Below are 23,489 nucleotides of genomic sequence, written 5' to 3'. Positions count from 1 at the left end.
TGTTAGTTAGTCGCGAGAAAATATGGAGAAGTTTCAAGGGCTGAATGAAGCCCGAAAAAGCGGATTAAATCGCTAGTTTTTGTGGATCATCTACAGAGTAACGTCCGCTTACCGCAAGCATGATTGTAGAAATAATGACGAGTATGAAACAGAGCACAAATGAATACCGGTACCCAACAACACTAGCTAATAACCCGCCAACAAGACTGCCAATCAGTCTGCCGATCGTGGATGAATTAGAGTAGAGCGTGGATGCATACCCAGGCATGTTTGGAAGCAGATCCTGAATGTAGCTAATGCCAATCGCTGAAATAACGGCAACAAAAAAGGCAAGCAAAATTTGGGCTGCAAGCATTTGCCACATCGCGCCTGAAGTAATGACAACGAGATAATAAGCTCCTCCGAAAATGGCTCCGCACATCATCAGGATTCGGTTACTGTATTTCGCACTAAGTAGTCCCAGCATGATCATAAAAGGAATTTCCAGCGCAGCACAAATACTGCTGACTAAACCAACATCGCTTGTTGTTCCCCCTAGATTGTTGGTAATAAAGAGGGCAGTATTGATGCTACTCGTCCAGTGGGCTACATACATGAGTATCATAATCAGAAAAGGAAGCAGAACATTACGGTTCTGACCCAACCGGAAACTTTTTACTTTTACTTCTGTAGTACTGCTTTTCACTTCTGTATTTGATTTCAGGAATAGCGAAATAAGTAAGGCAACCAGCAGGAATACTCCGATGGTGCCCGAGAAAATCCCTTTAAACCCAACAGCAGCAATTAGCAGAGTACCGATTAAAGGACCTGTAATAAAGCCGAGAGAGAAAGCAGAACGCAAGGTAGAATTTGCAAACGCAGTATCCGTAAAATCGCTCTTATTCACTGCTTCTCTAGCTATGGCGAACAATTGAGGCATCCCTGGTGCACCGAGGGCGGTGAACACAATCATGTAGATGAATAAGATCGTAAAATCCCCAATGAGCAAGTATCCGCTATAAGCCAGAGCATTACAGAGCGTGGAGACAAGGTAAATGTTTCTTCGATTTAAGCCGAGGTCAGAGCGTCTTCCGATTAGTGTACTGATCCATATCCCGGCAATTAACGTGGTGGCCAGAAAAACACCAAACAGCCCGACAGATACTCCAAGCTGTTCCGTAAAATAAATGGATAAAAAGGGTGCGCTGAGTGAAATCCCCATCCCCTGCAGTAACATACATAAAAAGAGTAAGCCATAAGAGGGAATCGAAAATAGTGCAGTTAGTCGTTTGAACATGTTGTGAAAGTACTCCTCTATATTTGTTTAGATATTTCATAAAAAAAAGCCGTTGAAATGAATTCCAACGGCTTTTTGTATGCTTGTTTTTTTCAAGACCTTATTCAACATCATAATTGATCAGAAAGAATAAGTCTATACTTTCGGCTGGATTTTATTTACTATTGTGAAGCCGGCAAAACCTAATAAATGGAGTGTTGTTAATGGACGTTACTTGTCATCTCGATAAGGCTGACTTACAGGATTATATTAGTAGGGTTTTTGGCAGCAGTTATTTCGTTACTCGTGTTTCGCGCATGCATGGCGGCGCACAAAAGGTGGTCTACAAGATTGAGTGCAGTAATGGATTTTCCTGCGTTTTGTATGTGTGGGATCTTTCTATGAATTATTTTAAAGAAGAAAAAGCAAATGAAGATTTAAATGAACAATCCTATGGAAGTCATTTATTCGAATTAAATAACAGGTACTTAACACAACATGGAATTCAGACCCCTGCTCTTTATGATCTGAATAAGGCAAGAGATCGTTACTCTTTCGATTATGCTCTGGTTGAATATATAGATGGAAGAATGGCAGAAACCTATTTTCATCATCCCGAGTTACGTGTTCAAGATAAAGTTTTTCAGCGTGTGGGGGAGATGCTTACTGCTATGCATACCCACGAGAGGCATGTTTTTGGGAAAGCAAATGCTAACGAGAGCAGCATGGGGCAATGTCATTTATTACAAATGGACAATGCGAAAGTACAGCTAGCCTATGCCTCCCAACATATTGAGAAGATCAGGTCTAATCAAAGCAAACTGCTCGATAAGTTGTACGAGCTTGAATCAAAAATTCAACCCAGACAGCAATATGGGTTTATTCACGGGGAACTGGGTCCTGACCATGTTATGGTTAATGATAAACTGGAGCCCTTTTTGATCGATATCGAAGGGGCAATGTACTATGATATTGAGCATGAACATAGTTTTTTGCAGATGAGATTTGGGGATTTCTACCGGTACTTAAAGAACGATGCTCTGGATCATGATAGGCTGTTATTTTATCAATTCCACCATCATGTCTCCTTAACTTCAGGTGGATTAAAGCTGCTGCATAGAGGATTTCCTGATCAACAATTCGCCCAAGGCCTAGCTGATTATCAATCGGAACGCGCGCTGAGGTTTATCGAAGGATGAACTAAACAAGACGTTTGGATTGAACACCTACTGCATGTCCTCGAAAGTAACCTATTAGCCTTCTTCACCCTTTAGGGTGGAGGAGGTTTTTTCGTTATACAACTACAAGGCATAATAAAAGACCGCATCCACTGAAATTACTTCCAGAACTGGCGGTCTGATGTCTTCGCTATGAATCAATCTTTATCTGAAAGGGTTAATTAATGAAATTTAACGGTCTTGATGCGAGCCTCTTCTTCATAGCTAAGTGGTTTCGGAGATTGCGGAGTGTGCAGATGGCGCTCCACGGAGTACTCCATTTTCCGGTAGTCCTCATTACCTGTATTCAATGTTGGATTCCAGTTTTCTGTCACCCAATTTTTAAGTTCCTTAAGTCCTGCTAGCATTTCCTCCAGCCTCCTTTGGCGAAGAAACAAAATAGATTTTGTTGTTCTTTGTTTACGCTTTCATTATAATCCTAAACTCCATTTTTTAAAAGGTGTGTCCGTCTGAAAAACACAGATTATTCAGTGAACATTGTGTGTTATTTAGGTTTTGTGCTTCATCTGGAGAGAAGTGTCTCCCTGTAGGAGACATTTTTAACGAAGCTGAAAGGATACTCATTAGTACCACTTTTTTAAATTATTTTACATTCGTATATCCAACAAATACTGCCCTGAAGAAATAAATTTAGGATGGAGAATTTACAGGATTATTTTCTAATGAATATGGAAAAATAAATGATTATTAGCTGCGAGTTGCACTGAAAACCATTATTTTGCTAATTATAAATAAGATTGGTGGAAATAAATTTTATTTTTCTAAAAATAGAGAAAATAATTTACAAAAGCAAAATATAATGATATTTTGTTTATGTAGAAAAGAAACCGCTCACAACTTAAGGGGGATTAACAATGACACTCACAAAGTTCCACGGAATTATACCTGCCTTTTATGCCTGCTATGACGATCAAGGAAATATTTCGGAATCCCGGACGCATGCTTTATGTGATTACTTATTTGAAAAAGGAGTTCAAGGTGTATATGTGGGAGGCAGCTCAGGAGAATGTATTTACCAGAGTCTCGACGAACGCAAAGCGGTACTAAGCTACGTAGCTAGTAACCTGAAAGGTAAAATGACACTGATTGCCCACGTGGGTGCCCCTTCCACTAGAGATAGTATTGAGTTAGCGAAACATGCTGCAACCTTAGGATACGATGCATTATCCGCAATCCCGCCTATATATTTCAAGTTACCTGATAGTGCAGTCTATAAATATTGGAGCGAGATTATGGAGGCAACCCCTCTAAGCTTCATCATCTACAACATTCCTCAGACTACTGGATATACACTGACTCCGTCCCTATTTGAGAAGCTGCTTGCGAACAAAAAGGTGATTGGTGTGAAGAACTCCTCCATGCCGACTATGGATATTGAAAGATTCAAAAGAGTGGGTGGAAAAGATGTAGTGGTATTTAATGGACCGGATGAACAATATGTTGCGGGAAGAATCATGGGAGCGGATGCGGGAATCGGTGGAACCTATGCGGTTATGCCTGAGCTGTTCCTGCAAGCTAATGAATTTGTTAAGGCTGGTAAGTTCGAAGAAGCTGGACAAATTCAAAGCGATATCAACGATATTATAATCGCCCTTTGTTCGCTCAAAGGTGCCATGTATGCCGGAATAAAAGAGATTCTAAAATTAAGAGGCGTAAACATTGGTAGCGTAAGAGCACCGCTTGAGGCAGTAGCCGCTGAAGATGCTGGTCCGATCGCAGACATTATGAAATTGATTGATCAAGCTATTGAAAGATATTGCGGTTAAGACAAATGAAGAAATCCATCGTATGCTTTGGCGATTCTAATACTTGGGGCTACGACGCAGAGACAGACCGCAGATTTAAGGATGATATTCGTTGGACGGGAATTCTTCATACAGAATTGGGTGACGCCTACCGTATGATCGAAGAAGGGCTTCCCGGCAGAACAAGTGTCAGTGAGGACCCTCTATTCGAAGGACTTTCTGGAATTTCCTATATCTATCCCTGCCTGATGTCACATTCGCCATTAGACTTGGTTGTGATCATGCTTGGGACCAATGATACCAAAGAAAGGTTTGGATTAACTTCTTATAACATCGCACAAGGTATTGTTAGACTGGCTCTAAAAGCTAAAGGTAGCGGTGCAGGACCTGAGGGGAAGGCTCCAGAGGTTCTAGTAATCGCGCCCCCTCCGATTGGAGCAGAGTATATTCATACCCCTATCGGCAAACCAATGGGTAGCGGATGTAGTGAGAAGTCTATGGAGCTTGCTGAGCATCTTGCAGCTTTGCTAACGGGAACTGGTATCCACTTTGTAGATTCCAGAGACCATGTATCGATGAATGAAATTGATTATATGCATCTTGATCCGCAAGGACATCGCAGCATGGCCGATTTAGTGCAATACCATGCCAAACGGATTTTAAATTAAAGGTTCTATGCTTTCGAAGCGAGTTTTGTACGAAGAGATTCAGAGAAGATAATGCTCACAAAACTTTAAGCGTATGCTTTCGATGCGAGTTTTGTACGTAGCGATTCAGAGAAGATAATGCTCACAAAACTTTTAGGGAGGTTTATAAATGAAGAAAAAACGTTTACTCTCGGCAATGGTTGCGCTAATGGTGATTATTTCTTTAATTTCAGGTTGCTCAGGTAACAATGTTGCGAGTTCTAATACATCCGATAATTCTTCTGCATCTGGGAAGGAAAAAGTGGCGATCAGAGTATGGCTGACTCCACAGTGGAAGGGTGTTGTGGATGCCACGGAGGCAGGCGCGGACTATGATAGCTTCCTAAAGCACGCCGCTGAGAAATTCAAAGCACAATATGATAAATACGATGCAGATATTCAAATAGAGGTCATTGCTGGAGATCAGCGCGATCAATTGCTTAATGTTAACTTAAGCGGAGGAACACCTCCAGATGTGTTCTTTGAGAGTGTATTCCCGATGGGGGATTACGTTCACCGGGGAGCATTGGTTCCTTTGACCGACATCATTGATGAAGACGCGAAAAGCGATATTGCTCAAAACTACTGGGACGCTGTAACGTTCGGAGAAGATATTTATTTCTATCCATTCCAGCACAACCCAGGCACCTTGGTTTACAACGCGGACATGTTTAAAGCAGCAGGCTTGGAAAAGTTTGTGGGTGAAGAATCCGAAATCAAAACTTGGAACTTGGATGAATATCAACAAATTCTTGAGGGTCTCAAAAACAATCTGCCGAAGGATAAGTATTCCAATGCATATCCAATGGCATTATTCGCTGTAAATAATCAGGGCGATACATGGAACCTTGCCTATATGAGAATGTTCGGCAATAAGTTCTTTGATGATCAAGGCAACATTGTCCTGAATGATGAGAACGGAGTTAAAGCTGCAACTTGGCTGAAAAACCTATATGACGGCGGATATACAAATCCAGGCGCAGAATCTGTTTCTTCTAATGATGCCAATGCTATGTTCCAAAATCAGCAATTAGCGATCAGTTTCACTAACCCGATTCTGTTTAATGGTACGAAAGCTAATATGGCGGATGGTACGGCAGCGAAATTTGATATGAGACTTGCTAATATTCCGTCGGAAAGCGGAGATCCTCTATCCTTTACTTATGTAGTAGGCGCTAGTGTATTCAAGTCCAAAGATGCTAAGAAGACTGAAGTAGCTAAGGATTTCGTGAAGTTCTTCTCAAGCGATCCTGAGTTAGTTAAATCCTCTAAGAATGGTATTCCTGTAAGAAGTTCTGTAGCCGAAGCGCTTAAAGCGGAGAATCCACTGTTTGCAGCTTACGATGCCAACTCTAAATATTTGTTCAACTTCACAGGCAACGTTCCAGGATACAGCCAATTAAGAGAGGTCTTATATCCAGAGCTACAAGCACTTTACATGGGAGCTAAGACACCGGAACAGTTTGTGCAAGATTATCAGGCAAGTGGCAACAAGGTGATTGAGACCAATAAAGCTGGCTCTGTAATTTTCCAATAATCTAAGACCAGATAAACAATACACGATTGACAGCCTTTAGGGTCTGAAGAGACTCTAGGGCTGTTAATTAGAAAGGTAAACGATATGAAACTACGTAGTAATTACCTAAAAGAGAATATTACAGGTTATCTGTTTATTTTACCTCAGATGATAGTATTCTTAGCCTTTCTTGTCTATCCGATCTTAGAAGGGATGCGGCTGAGTCTATACCAGATTAATTATGACAGCGAGAAGTTTGTGGGTTTTGCCAATTACACCACATTGTTTAATGATCCGGTATTTTTTAAGGCTACTATCAACACCGTTGTGTTCGTAATATTTATCGTTCTACTTACAGTGGGGTTTGCATTGTTCGTAGCCTCTGCGGTATTTGATAAGAATGCTAAGTACGTTTCCTTTATTAGAGGAAGTTATTATATCCCGGTAATGGTGTCCATGGTGGTTATGAGTATGGTCTGGAGCTTTTTGCTGAATCCGGCTAACGGACTTATCTCTTATCTATATAAAGACATGGGACTAGGGACGATTAATCTGCTGGGAAATCCAAAGACGGTTCTGCCAGTCGTGATATTTGTAACCTTCGCAACTAACGTGGGCCAGGCAATTATTCTGTATATAGCTGCGATGATTGGTGTCTCGAAAGAGCTTTTTGAAGCAGCAGAAATCGATGGTGCTAGCAGATGGCAAGTGATTACAAAGATCCTGATTCCTTCGGTAGGACCTACAACAACTTATATTACGATTATCAATATTATTGCCGTATTAAAAATCTTTGTAGTTATTCAGTTATTGACCGGTGGCGGACCGAACAATTCCTCCGTAACGCTGATGTACTACCTTTATAATAATGCCTTTAAATATAACCAACTCGGTGTAGCTTCTGCGGTAGGGGTTATCATGTTCGTGATTACATTGATATTGTCTGTGCCACAGCTACGAAGCATGATTAAGGTGAAGTGAGGGGGAATACAACATGTCGAAGATTAAAAACAAGAAAAAGAGAGAGAAGTTTGATGTGATATCGAATGTGATCATTATCCTCTTCGCACTCCTTAATCTTTTTCCACTATATTGGTTATTCACAAGTTCACTCAAGAACAGCTCGGATGTTGTGAAGATGCCTCCAGACTGGTGGCCCAAATCGATTACATTCTCCAACTATGTGGATGTATTTCAGAACCAGCCGGCTTTAAGATGGACGTTTAATAGTATTTATGTATCTGGTATTTCTACTATTTTGGTTATTGTTGTAGGCTCTATGGCCGCCTATGCGTTCTCAAAGATTAATTTTAAAGGTAAAAATATAATCTTCATTATCTTTATATCAAGCTTGATGATTCCTAAAGAAATTATGATTGTGCCCTTATTCCGGATCACCCAACAATTTGGAATGGTAAATAGTTATAACGGTATGATTTGGCCGAACGTGGCGGGTGCATTTGGAGTGTTCCTATTAAAGGGATTCTTCGATTTAACCCCTAATGCCTTAAGAGAAGCCGGGAGAATAGATGGTGCAAATGAATGGAGAATCTTCACGCGCATCATGTTGCCTATTGTCAAACCTGGTATTGGAGCCTTATTTATTCTAAATTTCGTGCAAGTCTGGAATGATTACTTGTGGCAGCTGGTTATAGGCCAAGAGAACAAAATGAAAACATTAATGGTTGGTACTGCGACCTTAATGCAGGATTTGAATCCTAATTTCGCTTATAAAATGGCCGGAGCTACCATCGCTGCAATTCCGATGTTGCTAGTGTTCATGTTATTCCAACGGTTCTTCACCAATGGGATTACGGCAGGAGCAGTTAAAGAATAAATAAAAATGTGGAGTGGGTTACTGATGAATACTGAAAATAATGTACTTAAAAAAATAAAACATAAACTAGTCGTCTCCAGTCAAGCCTTACCAGAAGAACCGCTGTATAGCCCGTTTATTATGGGGAGAATGGCTTATGCTGCTTACTTAGGCGGAGCTTCTGGAATTCGGGCAAACAGCGTAGCGGATATTCAAGAAATCAAAAAGCAAGTGAATCTGCCGATCATTGGGATAATCAAAAAGGTGTATGAAGGCTCTGAAGTCTTTATTACACCCACTCAAAAGGAAGTCGATGAGCTGTACCGCGAAGGGGTAGATATCATTGCTATGGATGCTACAGACCGGATTCGCCCGGACGGATCTACTATTTCTGAACTTTTTCCACTTTTAAAAGAGAACTATAAAGATCAACTGTTTATGGCGGATTGTTCTACATTTGCGGAAGCTGCGAAGGCTGTTGAGCTGGGATTTGATCTGATAGGAACTACCTTGAGCGGTTATACAGAGGCTACTAAAGGCCGCAACTTGCCGGATTTTGAATTGGTTCAACAAATCGTCAACAACTTCTCTGTTCCCGTTATAGCTGAAGGTGGGGTTTCCACTCCTGAAGAATTAAAGACCATGTTTGATTTAGGTGTGTATTCAGCAGTGGTTGGCTCTGCGATCACGAGACCGATGGAGATTACGAAACGGTTTGTGAACGCTATTCAGTAGAACGCCAGAGAGGGTAGATGGGAATGAGAATTGTAGCCGTAGATATTGGCGGTACCAATACCAAGATGTGTATATGCGATAAACAGGGGAATGTACATGACTTCAAGGAGTATGCAACAGAAAGCTACTTGGGGGGACCCCATGTAATCTCAAGAATGCTGGAAAAGATTGCAGAATACGATCATTTTGATGCCATTGCCATAAGCACCGCGGGCCAAGTTAATGCAGAAGAAGGATTTATTGTCTATGCTAACGAAAATATACCTAGATATACTGGAATGAAAATTAAGGATATTGTCACCCATCATTTTCATAAACCTGTTATGGTAGAGAACGATGTGAATTCAGCAGCATTAGGCGAAGCTTATTATGGAGCTGCTCAGAGCTTTAACAATTTCTTATGTCTAACCTTTGGCACAGGCATTGGCGGTGCGATCGTCATTAATCGCCAAATCTATAAAGGGGCTAATGGGGTAGCGGCTGAATTTGGCCATATCTTTACTCACCCATTGTCGGCCCCATCCGGAGTAGAAGGACTGCCGTATTATGAGAAATACGCTTCAACTACAGCTTTAGTGAAGATGGCTAAGCTGGCAGATCCCGAATGCACGGACGGAAAAGCTTTATTTGATAAAATACAGAGCGGAAATGAGCAGCTTGAACGTATTTTAGATCTATGGATTACTGAAGTGGCTGTGGGTTTAGCCTCTATCACACATATCTTCAATCCATCCGCGATTATTATTGGTGGCGGCGTAATGGAACAAGAAGATTTGGTTCGAAGGGTAGAAGAGCGCACGAAGTCTTTGATTATGGAAAGCTTTGCGGGAGTGAGAATTGTTAAAGCCTCATTAGGGAATAAGGCAGGTCTGCTGGGAGCTTCCTCCTTATTCGTACATTAATTTATTGAAAAGGAGGGGCTTTTTTGCGGACAATCAGTATTTTTTCTTCAATTCATTCTAAATACAATAATTTGACAAATACGGAGAAGAAGGTAGCGGACTACGTACTGGAGAATACGAGAAGTGTAGTCTACATGTCGATTACTGATCTTGCAGATGCATGTGATGTTGGGGAATCAAGTATATTTCGATTTTGCAAATCTTTAAGTTATAAAGGGTATCAAGAGTTCAAGATCGCATTGGCACATAGCATCACTGTGGAGAATGAGATCCCGCAGCTTACCGATCAAATTCTGATGGATGATACAATTGAAGCTGTTGCTTCTAAAGTGCTGACCACGAATGTAAGTGCACTCAACGAGACCTATAATTTAATTGATATACAGAAGATCAGTGAGGCCATTGAGTATTTGATTAATGCAGAACGTGTATTGTTTTTCGGTGTGGGCTCTTCTCTAGTCACAGCTATGGAAGCCAAGATTAAATTTATGCGCATTACGAACAAAACGGAATGTTTAATGGATTCACATCTGCAGATGATGTCGGCAGCGTTGATGTCTAACCGGGATGTCGCTGTTGTGATTTCTTATTCCGGCTCGACCAAGGATAGCATTGAGGTTGCGAGAAAAGCAAAGGAACGAGGAGCCAAAGTAATATCCATTACCAGGTTTGAAAAGTCACCGTTAACCTCGTACTCCGATCTGACCCTGCTATGTGGTGCTAATGAAGGACCGCTGCAAGGGGGTTCATTATCTGCAAAGATATCGCAGCTCTATCTGCTTGATATTTTATATGTAGAATATTTCAAGAAGACTAGTGAGCAATCCATAATCAATAAAGAAACTACAGCTTCAGCAGTCAGTGAGAAACTGGTCTAGTACATTAAGATGTGAGGGGAATGGGAAGTTATGATCTTAGGTTCTTTGTCATCTTGGGAAGAGCATATCAAGTATGAGAATCCTGTCATTGTTGAGGCTATTGAGGAATTGAAAGTAATCTTACAACATGATCCTGATCTTGGGCGAATCGAAATCCGCGGGAACGAAATGTATGCTTCGATTATGGCTTTGGAGGCAAAATCGCTGGAGGAACAAGTCGCAGAGAAGCATGAGACTTATATTGATGTGCATTATCTGATCGAAGGTGAAGAAACGATTGGCTGGGCACCCCTGCAAGAAGGGATCGAGCCCATTAAGCCTTACGATGCCGAAGGAGAATATGCGCTTTATCCCCCATCAGCAGATGAAATATTGTTATCTTTGAAGCCTGGAATGTTCGCGGTCTTTTTCCCTCATGATGTTCACAGACCGGGTATGGGTCAACCGGGGCAGCAGATTAAAAAAGCTGTCATTAAAATCCATACAAATCTACTAACTCCATAACATAGAGATTGAGGCTGGTAGCGGAACCATTCCGCTGTCAGCTTTTTTTGCGTCGCTTCTATTTACTTATATCTAAATTTATAAATATACAAAATATAAAGATTGGTGGTAAACTTAACATGCCTAAAGCTTTTTTTGTAGAGCTTAAGGATTTTTTTGCATGCACATTTATGAGTGAGCAAAGAATATTACAGAGAATTACACTATAGAAAGAATAATGGAGGCAGGAGAGTTAAATGAAGAATAAAGGTCTAAAGAGAATGTTGTTGTTATCTATTATGGTTGTTGTCATCGCTGCACTTGCAGTCGGTTGTGGTTCGAAAAATAATACAAATACAGAATCGTCAGAGGGAGCTGCTCCAGAGGCTGCAAAAGAAGTTACCTCATTGTCGCTCGGTTTATTACCCTCGATTGATGCTATTCCTTTTATCATCGCACATGAACAAGGTTTCGATAAAAACCACGGTGTGGATCTGGACATCCAGACGTTTAAAAGCGCCAAAGATCGGGATGTAGCTTTTCAAGCAGGCAAGCTGGATGGTCTAAGTGCTGACCTGGTTGCGATCTCCATTTACAATGAGGCTGGACTGGATGTGAAGATCACCAGTACAACTTTTGGGGAATTTGATTTACTGACTGGAAATGAATCGATCCAGGATGTGAAGGATTTGAAGGGAAAAACCGTGATTTTGTCCAAAAATACCTCCACACAATATACAGTGGCCATGATGCTGAAACAAGCAGGTCTGACCGAAGCTGATATTACAGTGACAGAGGTTCCACAGATTCCGACCCGTTTAGAATTGCTTAAGAATAATAAGGCGGATGCGGCAATTTTGCCAGAACCTTTTGTAACGATGGGCAAAACCTCAGGCCTGCGTGTACTGAGCTCAACGCTAACTGCGGGAGTAAATCCGTTCGTATTAGCTTTCCCGCAAACTGCAATTGATGCCAAAGCAGAAGCTATCCGCAGTATGTATGCTGCATATGATGAAGCAGTAGCTTATATGAAATCCCATGAGCAATCTGAATATATCGATCTTGTAATCAAAGAAGTAGGATATCCAGAGACATTAAAAGATGAGATCAAAGTACCGGATTATGTACCAGCTTATCAAGTGGATGTGAAGGAAGTAGAGGCTGCATTTGCTTGGGCACGGGAAAAAGGTTTGCTCAGCAAAAATATCTCGGCTGAAGATGTGATTTCTGATGTCCAATTCAAGAAATAAAGGACTCGCCATAAAGGATCTGAAAGTAGAATATAAGAGCGGACAATTAGCCTTAGGTCAGGTGGATTTATCTTTGCCGGAACATGGGATCTACACCATTATCGGACCCTCCGGCAGCGGGAAATCTACTTTATTACGGGCGATTGCGGGCTTGCTGCCTAGTTATCAGGGACAAATTCTTTTTAATGAGAAATCTGTGCACGAAAAAGAAACGTTAATTGGACTGGTGCCGCAGAACTACGGGCTTCTTCCTTGGAAGACTGTACATGATAATATTCAAATCGCAATGAAGATTACGCATACGGCAAGTTCATCCAAGCAAGAACGGGAGACGCAGATTAAGCAGTGGCTTTCGTCGATGGGGATCTCTGATTTAGCAGAACGTTATCCCTTATCCCTCAGTGGAGGCCAGCAGCAAAGAGTAGCGATTGCCAGAGCTTTTGCCATTTTGCCTACTATTCTGTTGCTGGACGAGCCATTCTCTGCACTCGATGCGATAACAAGGGAAACGCTGCAGGTCCTCTTTTTAGAGAACTGGATGGCTAACCCGACGACTACATTATTTGTCACTCATGATGTGGAAGAAGCGATTCTGCTGGGGCAAAAGATTATCGTCATGCCGTCCAACAAAGAAACTACACCTGAAATTATTGATAATCATTTGGTGTTTCATATGAAACATGAGGATAAGCGGGACAGTGTGGATTTCTTTGAGCAGACTAAGCGGATTAGAAAGGTAATGCAGGAGATATGGTAAACAAACGTCGACTTCATCATCTAGTAAGGCTGCTATTTGTATTTGTCTGTATGAATGTAGTCTGGTATATCGCATTTTTACTTATGAACCATTCGATTCTGCCAAGTCCCTTTGCTGTATATAAGGCGATGTTTCAGTTAGGGGCGCAGGATATTGCTATAAATGTAGGGTATAGCTTGTTCAGAATTTTTGCAGGTGTGGTACTGGCGTTAATTATTGGACTGCTTGTAGGTCTTCTAATGGGACGTTCGTTGACCTGGAACAAACTGCTGGACCCTGTGGTTTACTTGACCTATCCTGTTCCCAAAATCGCCCTGCTTCCAGTAGTGATGCTGTTCTTCGGGCTTGGGGAGACGTCCAAAATCCTAATGATCATGCTGATTCTATTGTTTCAGATCATCATTTCGGTAAGGGATGGGGTTAAGGCTATTCCGGACAATACCTATGATGTCTTAACTAGTATAGGTGCCAGCGCTGTGCAGAAGTTCTGGCATGTGACACTGCCGGGGGCATTGTCAGTAATTCTGAGTACGATTCGTATTTCGCTTGGAACGGCGATATCTGTACTGTTTTTTACGGAGATCTATGGAACAGAGCACGGTATGGGCTTTTTCATCATGGATGCGTGGTTAAGATTAGATTATCCGGAGATGTATGCTGGAATTATGTTGTTCAGCTTGGTCGGTTTTATTCTCTTCTTGCTTGTTGATTTTCTTGATTACAAGTTTATGAAGTGGCGGAACTAAATTTAGTTGGAGATTGAACTATAGCTTTCCTTTGCCTGAGTTTAGGCAAGGGGGAGCTTTTTTTATATGATTTTTTGGGGGCAATACAATTAATTTTAGTTTCATTATTATTTGAATGGAAAAATAAAACAGTAAAATAAATGAAGAAAAAAATGAAAATTAAACTTACTTAGGGCTGTAAACCCCCGTTTATTTTAGAAAAATATAAAGATGGTGAGATGGAAAGAGGGAATTTGTTTTAAAAAAACTAATAAATCTCTTAATTTCTTGCAAAACTATTGGAAGTTATATTCATAAAAGTATAAAAAGGTTTAGTTTAATTTATTTACAACCAGATTTTAGTATGGTATTTTATCAATGGAAACGGATTCATTTAGGTTTTGTGAAATGATTTTAAGTTATTACGAATGGAAGGATCTGTTCACTTCATAAAAATGAAAACGCTAATAAAAAGTTGGAGGGAATTATCTTTGAATAAATATGGACGGAAGCTATGGCTTACGGTGCTGATTTTCGTGATTGTGATTGGCGGGCTGACGTATTATTGGGCTTCTAAGGGCGAAAACCCAGCAACACTGTCTCAGGAGTCTGCCAAAGAAGCAACGGGTGAAGCGGGAAAGGAAACTCTTCCAACGGCGACAGCAGCTAACACAAGTAGTGGAACCGCATATACGTTGACTGTGGATACGGGGAATCCGGGAGCTAAGATCAGCCCGATGTTGTACGGAGCCTTTTTCGAAGAGATTAATCATGCGGGAGATGGAGGGCTATATGCAGAGCTGATTTCCAATCGTTCCTTTGAGGATAGTTCGGTCACACTGTTTAATTGGTGGATGGATGAAAAAGAAGGGAGTAAAGGGAAGCTTGCTCTGACCAGCAGTAAGCTTTTGAACGATGCTCAGACCCAGGCAATGGCTTTAACAGTATCATCAGCTGCCGAGGGTGGTTCGGTATCTGCTGTGAATAATGGTTACTGGGGGATTGCTTTGACGAAGGATGCCAGTTACAAGTTGTCTTTCTATGCGCGGCCAGAGCCAGGGGACAATATGCCACTGCGTATAACGTTAGAGAGCCCAGATGGCAAAGAGCTATATGCTGAACAGACCGTTGATAAGTTAAAAGAAGGATGGCATCCATATACATACACACTGACTTCTACAGGTACTGTAGCAAACGCACGAATTGTAATCTCTGCTGCCAATGTAGGGACTGTTTATCTCGATATGGTGTCTTTGTTTCCTGAGACTTGGAACAACAGGGAGAATGGGCTTCGCATCGATTTGGCTGAAAAGGTAGCTGCGATGAAACCCGCATTCGTTCGTTTTCCGGGGGGATGTTTTGTGGAAGGGAAAACGCCAACTGATGCTTATCAATGGAAGAACACCATTGGTCCGATTGAAACGCGTCCCGGTCATAAGGGATATTGGGATTACCGCTCCTCAGACGGGCTGGGCTTCCACGAATATCTGCAATGGGCCGAAGATCTGAAAGCGGAACCATTATATGTAGCTTATATCGGGATTTCACATAACGGAGATCCTATAGCCAAGCAGAATACCGTTCCAGTCAGTGAAATTCAGCCATGGATACAAGATGCGCTGGACGCCATTGAATATGCAAACGGACCGGTTACTAGCAAATGGGGGGCACAAAGAGCCGCCAATGGTCATCCGGAGCCTTTTAATATGAAATATGTAGAGATTGGTAACGAAAACAATTTCCAGATGAGTGAATATATTAAGCGTTATGGCTTGTTTTATAAAGCAATTAAAGAGAAGTATCCAGAGATTCATCTCATTGCCAATGCGGCAGTTGAAGGTGAGCCTATCGAGATGGTTGATGAGCATTACTATGAAACCTCTGAATGGTTCCTCAGCAACTCGAACAGATACGATACTTATGACCGGAGTGGTCCTGAGATTTATGTTGGTGAGTATGCGGTAACCAAGGGTGCCGGAGAAGGCAATCTGAACGCTGCAATCGGCGAGGCCGCTTTTATGATGGGCATGGAACGGAATTCTGATATCGTAAAAATGTCCTCTTATGCCCCGTTGTTTGTGAATACGAAGGATCGTACTTGGAACCCGGACGCTATTGTGTTTGATTCATCGACTAGCTACGGAACACCTTCTTATCATGTGCAGCAGATGTTCGGAAGCAATAAGGGGGATGTAGTTCTTCCAACCTCACTTGTGGCTCTAGGTCAAGAAGAAACCTCCGGTAAGCAATCCATTCAAGGTGGAATTGGTTTGGGGACTTGGGCCACCCAGGTAGAGTACAGCGATGTACGAGTAGCGAAAGGTGATGACGTTCTTTTTGAAGATCATTTCAAGAAGGATTCCGGAGCCTGGACTCTAAACAATGGGGACTGGGAACAATCCAAGGGTACTTTTAAGCAGACTTCTAATGATATTGATATTCGTGCAGTTGCCGGTGAGACTTCATGGAGTGATTATACACTTTCTCTTAAGGCGAAAAAGACTGGCGGAGCAGAAGGCATGCTCATTATGTTCGGCTCTAAAGATGAAGGTAACTTCTATTGGTGGAATCTTGGCGGCTGGGGAAATACGCAGAGCGCGATTGAAAAATCAGTAGGTGGAACAAGAGCAGTCATCGGAAGAACGGTTCCTGTAAGGATTGAGACTGGGAAATTGTACGATATCCGCATTGAATTATCAGGTGCTAATATCCGGCTCTATCTCGACGATGAGCTTATACAAGAGGTGAACGATGAAAGTCCAGCAGGGCCGCTGTTCCAAACTGCGAGCCGTGATCTTGCCACAGGTGAGCTGATCGTTAAAGTCGTTAATGCGGGTGACACTGCTCAGCGCACGGATGTTTCTTTTGCCGGACTTGCCACATCAAGTCTGGAAGGAACAGCTACCGTACTTCAGTCGGACGATTTAAATGCTGAGAATAGCTTCGCTGAACCTGACAAGGTGGCACCTGTAACTCAAAAGGTAAGTGTAGACAAAGGTAGTCTGGAGTTTGAATTCCCGAAATATTCCGTGACCGTGTTAAGACTAAAGGAAGGGGGGAAATAGCCGGTCACGGAGGGAGGTTCACTCCTTCACTATAAACAAGCATTTATTTGTTCAATTTAAGAGGGAGGTTAGGTTATGATTTCGCAAAGAAAAACGAGCAGTTTAGTCGTATGTATGGTAATGGTTTTTGTGCTTATTCTGTCAGCCTGTAGCAGCGCTGGAAGCTCAACGACGAATAAAAATGCAGCTAACAACGGTAAAACGAACACTGAAAAAACTAATAATGCTAGTGAGCCAACCAATGCAACAGCTACTGAGGGCACGGAAGCAGCAGATCCTGCCAACGACCTGCCAAGCAAAGATATTCAAGGTGAGGTTACCGTTTGGGCCTTTAATGAAAAAGTGTTCGAGGAAGTCGGCGCTGCATTTATGGCTGAATATCCTGGAATCAAGCTGAAGACGGTAGTTATGCCCTTTGGCGACCTGCATGACAAGCTGCAAACGACAATCGCCGCAGGTAGTGGAGCGCCGGATGTAGCTGAAGTAGAAATGTACCAGTTGAACCGTTATATGGCGGGCAATGTGCTGGAGAATCTTTTGGAAGAGCCTTATAACGCTGGAAAATATAAAGATCTGGTTGCTCCATATAACTGGGAACGTTGGATGACACCAGACAGCTCACAGCTGCTTGGTATGCCTTGGGATATGACACCGGGGGTTTATTACTACCGTGCAGACATTTTTGAAGAGCTTGGATTGCCAAGTGATCCTGCTGAGCTTGGTGAATACATGCAAGATGAAGAGAATCTCTTGAACCTGGCTCAAATTTTGAAAGCTAACGGTAAATATTTCATGGAGTGGAGCGATGGCCCGATCGTATGGGCAGGAGATGAAGTCGGCTACTTTGATAAGGATATGAACTGGACACGTAATACGGACAAAATGGTGAAAGTTCTTGATATTACAAAACGTGGACAACAGCTGGGCTGGGCACCTCATATCGGTTATGGCTCAGACGAAGGTAAACAGCTAGTTCTGAAAGGTGATTTAGTTGGTGTCGTATCGGGTTCATTTGGAGCGCGCGGACTTCAGGAAACATTCCCTGAGCTTGCAGGAAAATGGAAGGTAACCCGTTTGCCAATAGGAATTAACGTGGGAATGGGCGGCTCAAGCTTTGTTATTCCTTCGCAAAGCAAAAATAAAGAAGCGGCATGGGCTTACATTCAGTGGAGCATGAGAAGTGAAAATGCTTGGAAAATTTGGACAAAACATTCCATTCAGCCGGGTTACAAGGATATTTCCAGTCTTGATTGGTACGCAAACACTAAAAATGAATATCTGGGTGGGCAAGAGGAATTTAAACTATATGAGCAATTAAGCAACGATATTCCAGTCAAACACCTTACACCAGTAGATAACAAGGGCTGGGAAATCTTTATAGCGGCGATCGGTGATGCACTGGCTAAGAACACAGATTCCAAGACGGCTATTCAAAAAATTGGTGATGATGTCTTGAAGCAAGCTTCCAAAGAAATTGCTGCCTTTAAAAAGGCAATGGGAATGCAGCCGTAAGGAAATCTAATAACAGGAGGGGCAGCCTGCAATTGCCAGAGCTGCCCTGCTTGTATTCACTTAAGTCCGAGAGGCCCGTAAAGATGGGAGGAGACCGATGCGTGTTACGCATACTGCGAAAATATAAGATTAGTTTGTTGTTACTGGTACTTTTAGGAGTCTCCCTAGTGTGGTGGAATCAATCACGAGGGTTTGATAATTCAGCGATGGAGGGCATCCCCGTTTATGCGGATGTTGATGAAAGCTCTATTTTAGAAAGCGATAGTGTGAATTCAAAACTCGAAGCCTCTTACTTAAGCTATTACGAGGAAAAACAGCAGGATGGAGCAAAGGACTCATCGGATTTTACGCTTGCTATTCCTTCGGCGGATTATACGGCCATTAGTGCTGAAGGTACAGAGGTAATGACGGATCTTGGTGGAAAACCCGGCAAGGTACTAGCGCTTAAAGCAGAGGATAGCTGGGTGGAATATACATTTACGGTTCCGGCAGATGGGTTATATCAGATGGGGATGGAGTATTATGCCCTTCCTGGTAAACGATCCTCGATCATTCGAAGCGTAAAGATTGATGGGGAGTATTTATTCTCTCAAGTAAAAAAAATGGAATTCCAGCGGATGTGGAAAGAAAGTGCAGAGCCATGGCTGGACAATCAAGGGAATGAGTTTAATCCCAAGCGGGAAGAGGTAACAGGCTGGCAATATCGGGAGTTTAGAGATGCTGAGGCCAGAACTGCGGATCCCTTTCGCTTTTATCTGACCAAAGGGGAGCATACGGTGAAGCTGGAAGCCATCCGGGAACCGGCTGCACTTAGTGAACTGAGAATATTTTCTCCAGAATCGCTCCCGACTTATGCGGAAGTGAAGCAGGAGTATGAGAATAAGGGTTACAAGCCTGTTCAGAATCAAGTGATCAAAATTCAGGCAGAAGAATCCTCCCTTCGTTCAGATCCAACGCTGAAGCGGATCGAGGACCGGGAGCCACTCACCGAACCTTTTAACAAAGATGCTATTGTGCTTAATAGTTTTGGGGGTGTCGGGTGGCGTACGGGTGGACAATGGGCGGAATGGGATTTCGAGATTCCTGAGACAGGGCTCTATAATATCGCAATTCGTTACGGCCAGTGGTTCCTAAACGGGATACCGGTGGAACGCCGGATTATGATTGATGGCGAGGTACCGTTCCAAGAGCTGAATGCCTTGAAATTCCCTTACAAAGCGGAATGGCAAGTAAACAAGCTGGGAAATGAGGACGGAGAATACTTCTTTTATCTCGAACAAGGCAAGCATACGTTGCGGATGGAAGTTCAAGTATCGGGTGTAGGCGGAATGATTGAAGCTGTGCTGAACACTACACATAAAATGTCTCTTTTGGGACGTGAAATCACGCAGGTAACGGGAACGAACCCCGATCCAAACGGGGATTGGCAGCTGGAGCAGAACATTCCTAATCTTGTGCCACGTTTACATTTGATGGCGCGGACGTTGGATGATGCTGTGCAGGATATGTATGCTTTTGGCGTTGCGGATGGAAGCTCTGAGCTGAGTACGCTTTATGAAGCACGTGATCGGTTCCTGGAAATGGCGAAGGATACCTCAAGTATTCCAGGTCGTCTTCAGCAATTTACGGATCTGCAGTCATCGCTTGGCTTATGGGTCAACGGATTAATGAAGCAGAGTATTGTAATGGACTATATTGAAGTGAAGTCGGAAGATCAGCCATGGCCTAAAGACGCGGCTCCTTGGTATACCCGTGTAGGGACGATGACGTATGACTTCTTTAGTTCTTTTACAAAGGATTACAGCGGCATAGGGAATACGTACAAAAATGAAAAGGTGCTGGATGTCTGGATCTCTCGTGGACGTGATTGGGCGGAGATCATTAAGCAAATGGTGGATGAGGACTTTACACCAAACACGGGCATCAAGGTGAACGTCAATATTATTCCTACGCTTGCAGCGGATCAGAAGCAGATTCTGTTATTAGCCAATACTGCCGGACTTGCTCCCGATGTGGCACTGGGGGTTGAGGGTGAAGTGCCGATTGACTTCGCGGTGCGGAATTCACTCGTGAATCTGAATGAATTCTCAGATTATCAAGAGGTTGCTGAACGTTTCAGAGCGGGTGCACTGATTCCTTATAAGTATGATAACGGAGACTTCGCATTGCCGGAGAATCAGAACTTCACGATGCTCTTTTACCGGAAAGATATTATGGCACAGCTGGGCATTAGCGAGAAGGATATTCCGAATACGTGGCAAGAGGTTATGGAACTGATTCCTGTGCTGCAACAAAACGGGATGGACTTCTATTATCCACATGCCCCGAACAATCCGAGTCTAGCCATTAATGAGTTTGCGCCGTTCTTATTCCAGTATGGTGGAGATTTCTATAAGAATAATGGGATGTTGTCTGATCTGGATTCACCAGAAGCACTGACAGCTATGAAAATGTGGACGGGACTCTTTACGAACTACAAGCTGCAGAAACAAGCGGATTTCTATAACCGTTTCCGTTCTGGAGAGATGCCAATCGGCGTTGCTGATTATTCCACATACATTCTGTTATCTACTGCCGCACCTGAATTGACAGGCTGGTGGGGCATGAAACCAATGCCGGGTATTGAACAAGCCGATGGACAGATTAACCGTTCTACAGGCGGGCTTGCACAGACAGGAATTATTTTTAAGGATACGGATATGAAGGAAGAGTCTTGGGAGTTCATGAAATGGTGGACCAGTGCGGATGCACAGGAGAACTTCGGCTCAGAGCTTGAGTCTTTGCTGGGTGTTGAAGCTCGTTGGAATACAGCCAATGTTGAAGCACTCAAACGTCTGCCGTGGCAGCAAGAAGATATCGACGCCATTATGGAACAGTGGGAGTGGTTTAAAGAGCGCGAAGTGGTGCTTGGAGGATATTACACGACCCGGCATATCGCCAACATCTGGAATGAAATTGTGCTCAACGGTAAATTCCCGCGGGAGGCGATGGAGCAAGGTGTGCGTGAAATCAATAAAGAGCTTAGTAAGAAACGCGAAGAGTTCGGAATTGAAACTTCCCAGACTTCAAGCGCTAAAGAGGAAGGAGGTCAGAAATGAGTAGTGAAATAATTACACCGGCACAGAACGAAGCCGTACAGATGCAGCCGACGAAAACTCCCGGGAAATGGGCTCAGCTTTGGTTGGATATCAAGAAAAATAAAGTTTCCTATTATTTCTTGGCCCCTTTCCTGATTCTGTTCACCGTTTTTACTATTGTTCCTATTATCATGTCCGTCGTTTTAAGCTTCAGCTATTACAACATTATTGAGACACCGAGATTCATTGGCTTCTCTAACTATAAGCTGTTGTTTGTAGACGATGATATCTTTCTTAAAGCTGTTGGGATTACGCTGAAATTTGCCATTATTACAGGTCCGATAGGTTATATTATGGCCTTCTTGCTGGCCTGGCTGATTAGCCAGATTCCGCAGAAGTTCCGCTTTTTCTATACCCTATGCTACTATGTGCCATCGATTACAAGTGCAGTAGCAATGTCCGTGGTTTGGTTGTATTTGTTCGCCGGCGACCGCAAGGGGTTGCTCAATCACTGGCTCATTCAGCTGGGGATTATCAATGAACCTTATTTATTTCTACAAAATGTAGATTCGATCGTACCGGTGATTATCATAGTTTCCTTATGGATGAGTATGGGGGTAGGTTTCCTTGCTTTTCTGGCCGGACTTCAAAATGTACCGACAGATTTATATGAAGCTGGCTCAATTGATGGGGTCAAGTACCGCTGGCAGGAGCTATGGTACATTACGATTCCATGCGTCAAACCACAGCTGTTATTCGGTGCGGTGATGCAGGTGGTCGGTTCGCTTACCGTATTTGACGTCAGTATGCGGCTTGTTGGATTTCCGAGTCCCCTTTATGCAGGCCATACGATTATGGCGCATCTGTTCGACTACGCATTTATCCGCTTTGAGATGGGATATGCGTCAGCGATTGCTGTATTACTGTTCGCTTTGATGCTTGGGCTCAACCGTCTCATCTTCAAAGTGCTGGGGAGGGATTAGGATGCACAAAATAAATTTACGGCGTATTGACTATGGCGGCATCTTTTTATATCTGTTCTTAACGGTGTTTGGCCTAATTATGCTGCTGCCACTTGTCTATATGGCAGTGACTGCTTTAAAACCAACAAGCGAACTATTCCTGTTCCCACCGCGGTTTTTCGTAGTGAATCCGACGTTGGTGAACTTTCGTGATTTGCTGTTAATTACCGGAACTTCGGCGGTGCCGTTCTCACGGTTTATTTTCAATAGCGTGGTCGTTACATCGGGGATTGTGGTCGGGGGTGTCTTAATTTCAGCAATGGCGGCTTATCCGCTTGCCAAGCACAATATGCCATTTAAAAGCGCTATCTTTAGTATGATTGTGGCGGCGCTGATGTTTTCACCCTTAGTATTGCAAATACCGCAATATCTGCTGATTAGCCGCAGCGGATTAATGAATTCGTATTTTGCAATGATCTTACCTTATCTGGCTGCACCGATGGGAATGTTTCTTATGACCCAGTTCCTGCGGCAGCTTCCAGACGCTTTATTAGAGGCGGCCCGCATAGACGGGGCTTCAGAATGGAAGGTATTCTGGGTGGTTGTGATGCCAATGCTTAAACCGGCGATTTCGACTTTTGCTTTATTTAGCTTCATTTCTGCTTGGAATGATCCGTATCCTTCAATGGTCTATACGACTGTTCAGGAAATGAAGACATTGCCGCTTGCCATCCAAACCATCAGTGGTGGAGCCGGAGTCGTTGCTAGGGTAGGTACTTTGGCGGCAGCAAGCTTCTTGATGATTCTCCCGACTATTCTTGTCTTTATATTAACGCAGCGGATGGTGCTTCAGACAATGGCCCATTCGGGGCTGAAGGAATAGGGGG

At 43.0% G+C, this 23,489-nt stretch carries 20 protein-coding genes; 18 read left to right on the top strand and 2 right to left on the bottom strand.

The window, feature by feature from the left end; translation table 11 throughout:
• Nucleotides 1-64: 64 nt before the first annotated feature.
• Nucleotides 65-1,276, bottom strand: a complete 1,212-nt coding sequence (locus NST40_RS25595) for a sugar efflux transporter (protein WP_341003748.1) — start codon at nucleotides 1,274-1,276, stop codon at nucleotides 65-67.
• A gap of 248 nt (nucleotides 1,277-1,524) precedes the next feature.
• Between NST40_RS25595 and NST40_RS25590 the strand changes: the two genes are divergently transcribed.
• A complete protein-coding gene (locus tag NST40_RS25590) occupies nucleotides 1,525-2,454 on the top strand; it encodes an aminoglycoside phosphotransferase family protein (RefSeq protein WP_341004313.1) in 930 nt (309 codons plus the stop codon).
• A gap of 200 nt (nucleotides 2,455-2,654) precedes the next feature.
• Here the strand turns inward: NST40_RS25590 and NST40_RS25585 are convergent, their stop codons facing one another.
• Entirely contained in the window at nucleotides 2,655-2,840 is a 186-nt protein-coding gene (locus tag NST40_RS25585) for a hypothetical protein (RefSeq protein WP_036679656.1), read from the bottom strand.
• A 507-nt stretch (nucleotides 2,841-3,347) separates the two neighbouring features.
• Here NST40_RS25585 and NST40_RS25580 point away from each other — a divergent pair.
• The 17 genes from NST40_RS25580 to NST40_RS25500 all read left to right on the top strand — a co-directional run bounded on the left by NST40_RS25580 (nucleotide 3,348) and on the right by NST40_RS25500 (nucleotide 23,485).
• On the top strand, nucleotides 3,348-4,259 hold the full coding sequence (locus NST40_RS25580; RefSeq protein ID WP_038573110.1) for a dihydrodipicolinate synthase family protein: 912 nt from the start codon (nucleotides 3,348-3,350) through the stop codon (nucleotides 4,257-4,259).
• A 5-nt stretch (nucleotides 4,260-4,264) separates the two neighbouring features.
• Entirely contained in the window at nucleotides 4,265-4,906 is a 642-nt protein-coding gene (locus NST40_RS25575) for an SGNH/GDSL hydrolase family protein (protein WP_076129213.1), read from the top strand.
• Between the two features lie 148 nt (nucleotides 4,907-5,054).
• The gene (locus tag NST40_RS25570; RefSeq protein ID WP_342410112.1) at nucleotides 5,055-6,461 is read left to right on the top strand and encodes an extracellular solute-binding protein; all 1,407 of its coding nucleotides are present in this window, start codon (nucleotides 5,055-5,057) and stop codon (nucleotides 6,459-6,461) included.
• Between the two features lie 84 nt (nucleotides 6,462-6,545).
• Nucleotides 6,546-7,421 (top strand): sugar ABC transporter permease, encoded by an 876-nt coding sequence (locus NST40_RS25565; protein ID WP_076129168.1) that lies wholly within the window; start codon nucleotides 6,546-6,548, stop codon nucleotides 7,419-7,421.
• Between the two features lie 13 nt (nucleotides 7,422-7,434).
• Nucleotides 7,435-8,277, top strand: a complete 843-nt coding sequence (locus tag NST40_RS25560) for a carbohydrate ABC transporter permease (RefSeq protein WP_081382492.1) — start codon at nucleotides 7,435-7,437, stop codon at nucleotides 8,275-8,277.
• A gap of 24 nt (nucleotides 8,278-8,301) precedes the next feature.
• Nucleotides 8,302-8,991: an N-acetylmannosamine-6-phosphate 2-epimerase gene (locus tag NST40_RS25555; RefSeq protein WP_076218767.1), complete on the top strand. Its 690-nt coding sequence runs from the start codon at nucleotides 8,302-8,304 to the stop codon at nucleotides 8,989-8,991.
• A 23-nt stretch (nucleotides 8,992-9,014) separates the two neighbouring features.
• Nucleotides 9,015-9,893 (top strand): ROK family protein, encoded by an 879-nt coding sequence (locus NST40_RS25550; protein WP_076218766.1) that lies wholly within the window; start codon nucleotides 9,015-9,017, stop codon nucleotides 9,891-9,893.
• Between the two features lie 23 nt (nucleotides 9,894-9,916).
• A complete protein-coding gene (locus tag NST40_RS25545; RefSeq protein WP_051491079.1) occupies nucleotides 9,917-10,771 on the top strand; it encodes a MurR/RpiR family transcriptional regulator in 855 nt (284 codons plus the stop codon).
• A 30-nt stretch (nucleotides 10,772-10,801) separates the two neighbouring features.
• Nucleotides 10,802-11,275, top strand: a complete 474-nt coding sequence (locus NST40_RS25540; protein WP_076186392.1) for a YhcH/YjgK/YiaL family protein — start codon at nucleotides 10,802-10,804, stop codon at nucleotides 11,273-11,275.
• A gap of 236 nt (nucleotides 11,276-11,511) precedes the next feature.
• A complete protein-coding gene (locus NST40_RS25535) occupies nucleotides 11,512-12,504 on the top strand; it encodes a MetQ/NlpA family ABC transporter substrate-binding protein (protein ID WP_143761954.1) in 993 nt (330 codons plus the stop codon).
• Nucleotides 12,485-13,261, top strand: a complete 777-nt coding sequence (locus tag NST40_RS25530; RefSeq protein WP_076129171.1) for an ABC transporter ATP-binding protein — start codon at nucleotides 12,485-12,487, stop codon at nucleotides 13,259-13,261. Before NST40_RS25535 ends, NST40_RS25530 begins: the two co-directional genes overlap by 20 nt.
• On the top strand, nucleotides 13,255-14,007 hold the full coding sequence (locus NST40_RS25525; protein WP_076129172.1) for an ABC transporter permease: 753 nt from the start codon (nucleotides 13,255-13,257) through the stop codon (nucleotides 14,005-14,007). The genes NST40_RS25530 and NST40_RS25525 overlap by 7 nt, the downstream gene beginning before the upstream one ends.
• A gap of 470 nt (nucleotides 14,008-14,477) precedes the next feature.
• Nucleotides 14,478-17,051 (top strand): alpha-L-arabinofuranosidase C-terminal domain-containing protein, encoded by a 2,574-nt coding sequence (locus NST40_RS25520; RefSeq protein WP_179087042.1) that lies wholly within the window; start codon nucleotides 14,478-14,480, stop codon nucleotides 17,049-17,051.
• A gap of 75 nt (nucleotides 17,052-17,126) precedes the next feature.
• Nucleotides 17,127-18,563, top strand: a complete 1,437-nt coding sequence (locus tag NST40_RS25515; RefSeq protein ID WP_076277619.1) for an extracellular solute-binding protein — start codon at nucleotides 17,127-17,129, stop codon at nucleotides 18,561-18,563.
• 167 nt (nucleotides 18,564-18,730) lie between these two features.
• Complete coding sequence (locus NST40_RS25510) at nucleotides 18,731-21,661, top strand: extracellular solute-binding protein (RefSeq protein WP_076277618.1); 2,931 nt, start codon at nucleotides 18,731-18,733, stop codon at nucleotides 21,659-21,661.
• Entirely contained in the window at nucleotides 21,658-22,623 is a 966-nt protein-coding gene (locus NST40_RS25505; protein WP_076129175.1) for a sugar ABC transporter permease, read from the top strand. The genes NST40_RS25510 and NST40_RS25505 overlap by 4 nt, the downstream gene beginning before the upstream one ends.
• A 1-nt stretch (nucleotide 22,624) precedes the next feature.
• Nucleotides 22,625-23,485: a carbohydrate ABC transporter permease gene (locus NST40_RS25500; RefSeq protein WP_036679629.1), complete on the top strand. Its 861-nt coding sequence runs from the start codon at nucleotides 22,625-22,627 to the stop codon at nucleotides 23,483-23,485.
• Nucleotides 23,486-23,489 lie beyond the last annotated feature (4 nt).

The sequence above is a fragment of the Paenibacillus sp. FSL R10-2778 genome (genome assembly GCF_038593035.1).
GTDB lineage: Bacteria > Bacillota > Bacilli > Paenibacillales > Paenibacillaceae > Paenibacillus_AQ > Paenibacillus_AQ odorifer.
Note: the sequence above shows the minus strand (reverse complement) of the source record. Positions and strands in the feature narration are given on the sequence as shown.

Bases quoted from the DNA above. Each gene is read 5' to 3' on its own strand.
- NST40_RS25500 (WP_036679629.1), top strand. From the start codon at position 22,625: ATGCACAAAATAAATTTACGGCGTATTGACTATGGCGGCATCTTTTTA.
- NST40_RS25580 (WP_038573110.1), top strand. From the start codon at position 3,348: ATGACACTCACAAAGTTCCACGGAATTATACCTGCCTTTTATGCCTGC.
- NST40_RS25535 (WP_143761954.1), top strand. From the start codon at position 11,512: ATGAAGAATAAAGGTCTAAAGAGAATGTTGTTGTTATCTATTATGGTT.
- NST40_RS25560 (WP_081382492.1), top strand. From the start codon at position 7,435: ATGTCGAAGATTAAAAACAAGAAAAAGAGAGAGAAGTTTGATGTGATA.
- NST40_RS25565 (WP_076129168.1), top strand. From the start codon at position 6,546: ATGAAACTACGTAGTAATTACCTAAAAGAGAATATTACAGGTTATCTG.
- NST40_RS25555 (WP_076218767.1), top strand. From the start codon at position 8,302: ATGAATACTGAAAATAATGTACTTAAAAAAATAAAACATAAACTAGTC.
- NST40_RS25595 (WP_341003748.1), bottom strand. From the start codon at position 1,276: ATGTTCAAACGACTAACTGCACTATTTTCGATTCCCTCTTATGGCTTA.
- NST40_RS25570 (WP_342410112.1), top strand. From the start codon at position 5,055: ATGAAGAAAAAACGTTTACTCTCGGCAATGGTTGCGCTAATGGTGATT.
- NST40_RS25505 (WP_076129175.1), top strand. From the start codon at position 21,658: ATGAGTAGTGAAATAATTACACCGGCACAGAACGAAGCCGTACAGATG.
- NST40_RS25525 (WP_076129172.1), top strand. From the start codon at position 13,255: ATGGTAAACAAACGTCGACTTCATCATCTAGTAAGGCTGCTATTTGTA.
- NST40_RS25550 (WP_076218766.1), top strand. From the start codon at position 9,015: ATGAGAATTGTAGCCGTAGATATTGGCGGTACCAATACCAAGATGTGT.
- NST40_RS25585 (WP_036679656.1), bottom strand. From the start codon at position 2,840: ATGCTAGCAGGACTTAAGGAACTTAAAAATTGGGTGACAGAAAACTGG.
- NST40_RS25515 (WP_076277619.1), top strand. From the start codon at position 17,127: ATGATTTCGCAAAGAAAAACGAGCAGTTTAGTCGTATGTATGGTAATG.
- NST40_RS25540 (WP_076186392.1), top strand. From the start codon at position 10,802: ATGATCTTAGGTTCTTTGTCATCTTGGGAAGAGCATATCAAGTATGAG.
- NST40_RS25530 (WP_076129171.1), top strand. From the start codon at position 12,485: ATGTCCAATTCAAGAAATAAAGGACTCGCCATAAAGGATCTGAAAGTA.
- NST40_RS25575 (WP_076129213.1), top strand. From the start codon at position 4,265: ATGAAGAAATCCATCGTATGCTTTGGCGATTCTAATACTTGGGGCTAC.